Origin of the sequence: Aestuariivirga sp., assembly GCF_037139295.1 — a bacterium.
Taxonomy (GTDB): domain Bacteria; phylum Pseudomonadota; class Alphaproteobacteria; order Rhizobiales; family Aestuariivirgaceae; genus Aestuariivirga.
The window spans coordinates 1-3,444 of record NZ_JBAXGR010000202.1; the positions used below are offsets into that span (position 1 = coordinate 1).

Consider the following 3,444-nt stretch of genomic DNA (forward strand, 5'->3'; position numbering starts at 1 on the left):
TTCTACCTCTGCACCCGAGGCCGAGGACGCCACCTCCCCGGTTCTCAGCAACTAGTGCACTGAATCATTTAGATGGTTCAGTACAGTGCGGACCTAGATGAGATGATAGCGTGCTCTCCGTTACGCCCTCCATCGGACTGCCCTGTGCATCGAAGATTCAGACGTCTGCAACCCGATGCCGTGAAAAATGCCCGGCAGTCCGAACACCGACGGCCTGCGGCACGTTCGCCAGCTGCCATACGCCACCCCGGCGACCACCTTAAGGCAGAACTGCACAGCCTCAACATCTCGGCGGTGACGGCTTCGTTTACGGTCAATACTTCCTCGCGCTGCCCTCAGGAACCTAGCCAGCGGCCGCGTTCGCAGCTTGCTGGAGTGTACGGACGATGAACTGCTGGTGCTGATCTATGCAGCTCGCGCCAAGAACAAGGACGTAAAGTGTGAGTCGCACATTTTTACCTTCCAAATTATTGTAATATATAAGGTTTTTTGGTCTGACTCACGTGGGGAGTCCCCTGAAGTTGGAGTTCTGATTCACTGGGCGCGAGGAGGATTCGCGCAATGCCATCAGCAGTGCCCTTGCGAACGGATTTTTCGGCACGTGAACTTCGTCGGTTGGCGAAGCAGTCTCGGGACAACAATCAGAGCAGACGGCTGCTTTCGCTTGCGGCGGTGTTGGATGGTATGAGCCGCGACGATGCGACCTGGATCGGTGGAATGGACCGCCAGACGCTTCGCGACTGGGTTCACCGTTTCAACGTGGGCGGCCCCGATGCATTGCTGAATGCCTGGACCAACGGCCCCGCGCCACGCTTGTCGTTGGAGCAGAAGAGCGAACTGGAGGCCGTCGTTGAGGGTGGCCCCGACAGACAGGCCGACGGTGTGGTGCGCTGGCGGCGCATCGACCTCAAGCTGGCGATCAAGAAGCGATTCGGTGTGGACTTTCATGAGCGGTATGTCGGAACACTCTTGAAGAAGCTAGGGTTCTCGAACGTCAGCGCTCGTCCGCGCCACCCTGGGCAGGATGCAGAAATCATCGAGGTGTTTAAAAAAACTTCCCGCAAATGCTGAGTGCTCATCTTTCTGACTTGCCAGAGGACACGCCGGTCGAGATATGGTTTCAGGATGAGGCCCGCATCGGCCGGAAAAATGGCATCGTCCGCCAATGGAGCAGACGCGGATCAAGGCCCCGCCAACCGGCCGATCAACGCTGTGAGAATGCCTATCTGTTTGGCGCCATATGTCCGGCACGGGGAACCGGCGCAGCTATTGCCGTGCCATATGCCGACACAGAGGCCATGCAGCTGCATCTCAATGAGATCTCCCGCCATGTCGACAGGGGCGCCCACGCCGTTCTCCTTCTCGACCGGGCCGGATGGCACACAACGACCAACCTCGACGTGCCCGAGAGCATCACTCCAATCTTTCTGCCCTCGCGCGCTCCCGAACTAAACCCTGTCGAAAACATCTGGCAATACCTTCGTGCCAACTGGCTCTACAATCGCGTCTTCGAAAATTACCACGAAATCATCGAAGCAATATGTGACGCTTGGCAGAGGCTCATTGCGAAACCAGAGACCATCACCTCAATCGGAATGCGGCAATGGGCTCATATCGGTCACACCCAATGACCGCTGGTATTATCGACTGGGCCGAGGACCGCGGAAGGCCGGGAAGCTATTCGCGCGCTGTGCGGGCGCGGTGGGCGGCGAGGCGGGGTGGGGAATGACCGCGTTCTGAGCGTGCCGCTGGACCAGACTGCCGAGAAGAATGTGATCGGCGTCGCCATGGCCATCGCCCGTCTACGCGCCGTGAGGGGCGCTATGCACGGTCGGCTGATCAACGGCCTCAACACCAACGAGACCATGACGGAACTACTGCTCGAAACCTTGGGCACTGGTGACCCAATTCGTCGGCATTCTCCCGCCTACGTAGTTCCCCGGATTGTAGAACCGCTCCGCTCATTTAGACGTTGTACCATAGATGGGATGCGGAGCTTGATAACAAGGGCGATACTGTAGGGGAACGATGAAACTACTCAAGCGCAGCCCTATTCTGTCGTGCGGCGCGTCCGCCTCTGCCCTTGTTCTGGCGAGCAATGGCGTGGCAACAGAGATTATAATCTCTCCTGCGCCACCGGTCAGCACCCTGCAGCTTGGCACGGGCGATGTTGGCACGGTGCAAGAAGGTGGCGTGAAAGACGTTACGTTCGGCTACGGCATCCATCATGGTAAGCTGGCGATCAGGTGGATGTCGGGTTAATCAATGGGTCCTAACCCTAGCTACTTGAAATGAGACATGATGATTGAAACAGTATTGACATCCATTGCACGGGTTCCCTTGTCCATCGCAATCCCTGCCGTCCTCTGCTTTGCTGTCATCATCAGCTTGATTAAGAATATAATCGTCCGCGAACTCTACACCTACCAAGAGTTGGTCGGAAACAATGAGATCATTGGTATAAAATACGGACTCTTTGGTGAAGTATTCGCTGTCGCTCTCGGTCTTTCTCTTGTTGGATCGTACACTCTCTATATGGGCGTTCGTGAGACCTCCAGTTTCGAGGTGTCAGCACTCAAGTCGCTATATTACAGCGCGACAGAGCGTGACGAGACCCTAGGCGGAAAGGGTACCGCGATCATGAGGGCGACCGTGGTTAGCTATGCAAAATCCGTAGCCGAAGATGAGTGGAAACTGCTCGCAAATGGCCAGATGAGTGAGAAGACGACGATCCGCCTTACTGAAATGTTCGATTCGTTCTTGAAAGGTAACGAACCGAACATCATGAATGCAGCGCAATTGAATTTTCTCGGCGATGTGGTGAAGTTACGAGGACTGAGAACCTCCACTTCAACACGCACCGTAACTCAAGTCGTATGGGTCGTCCTTGTTTCGGGCGTCACATTGATTTTCCTTGGTCCAATATTCGTTGCAGCGCAGAGTTCTTTTGTTCAGGTTCTGATGTCAAGCGCTCTGTCGGGATTCATCATGCTCAATCTATTGGCGCTGGTGCACCTTTCCCATCCGTTCATCGGGGAACTTGCAATTACAGCCAGCCCTTACCTGAATTTTATTGAAGAGATGAAAATGTTCTCTTCAATCAAAAACTAGATTATTTGGAGCGCCCGAGGGCGTTACACCGGCTCAAAAGCTGAGACGGCAAATGGAAGTTCAACACTCTGGGTGAGTTCTACGCCGAACCCCCTCCAAAAACGGCTGTCTGATGCACACATCTTGTGTTGTGGCCCTGGCGAGTTGACCTGACCGGCATTTTCTGAACCAGGCGAACTGAGAGAAGATAGCCTGGAAGGGAGAAAGCCTATGCCGAAGAAGAGGTTGGGAGCCGAGCAGATCGTCACGAAGCTGCGACAAGTCGAGGTGCTGCAAAGTGTCAACGCCGGAGTGAATCTGCAGCAGTTTTCCGGAGTAAAAGTGCAGCACGGG

Annotated in this window: 3 protein-coding genes; all 3 read left to right on the top strand. The window is 55.2% G+C overall.

The annotated features are described in order from the left end of the window. The first annotated feature begins 561 nt into the window (after nt 1-561). The 3 genes from WCJ41_RS20755 to WCJ41_RS20765 all read left to right on the top strand — a co-directional run bounded on the left by WCJ41_RS20755 (nt 562) and on the right by WCJ41_RS20765 (nt 3,111). Nucleotides 562-1,631, top strand: a protein-coding gene (locus WCJ41_RS20755) for an IS630 family transposase (RefSeq protein WP_336907741.1) whose coding sequence is annotated in 2 segments (ribosomal slippage) — nt 562-1,048 and nt 1,048-1,631 — 1,071 coding nt in all. Because the reading frame shifts where the segments join, the coding sequence is not laid out codon by codon here. A 397-nt stretch (nt 1,632-2,028) separates the two neighbouring features. Then, nucleotides 2,029-2,262, top strand: coding sequence for a hypothetical protein (locus WCJ41_RS20760; RefSeq protein WP_336907742.1), 234 nt, complete (start codon nt 2,029-2,031; stop codon nt 2,260-2,262). 36 nt (nt 2,263-2,298) lie between these two features. Then, on the top strand, nt 2,299-3,111 hold the full coding sequence (locus WCJ41_RS20765; RefSeq protein WP_336907743.1) for a hypothetical protein: 813 nt from the start codon (nt 2,299-2,301) through the stop codon (nt 3,109-3,111). The last annotated feature ends 333 nt before the right edge of the window (nt 3,112-3,444 follow it).

What these genes read in the sequence shown, in the direction of transcription:
- WCJ41_RS20760 (WP_336907742.1), top strand. Translation starts at nt 2,029, where the DNA reads ATGAAACTACTCAAGCGCAGCCCTATTCTGTCGTGCGGCGCGTCCGCC.
- WCJ41_RS20765 (WP_336907743.1), top strand. Translation starts at nt 2,299, where the DNA reads ATGATGATTGAAACAGTATTGACATCCATTGCACGGGTTCCCTTGTCC.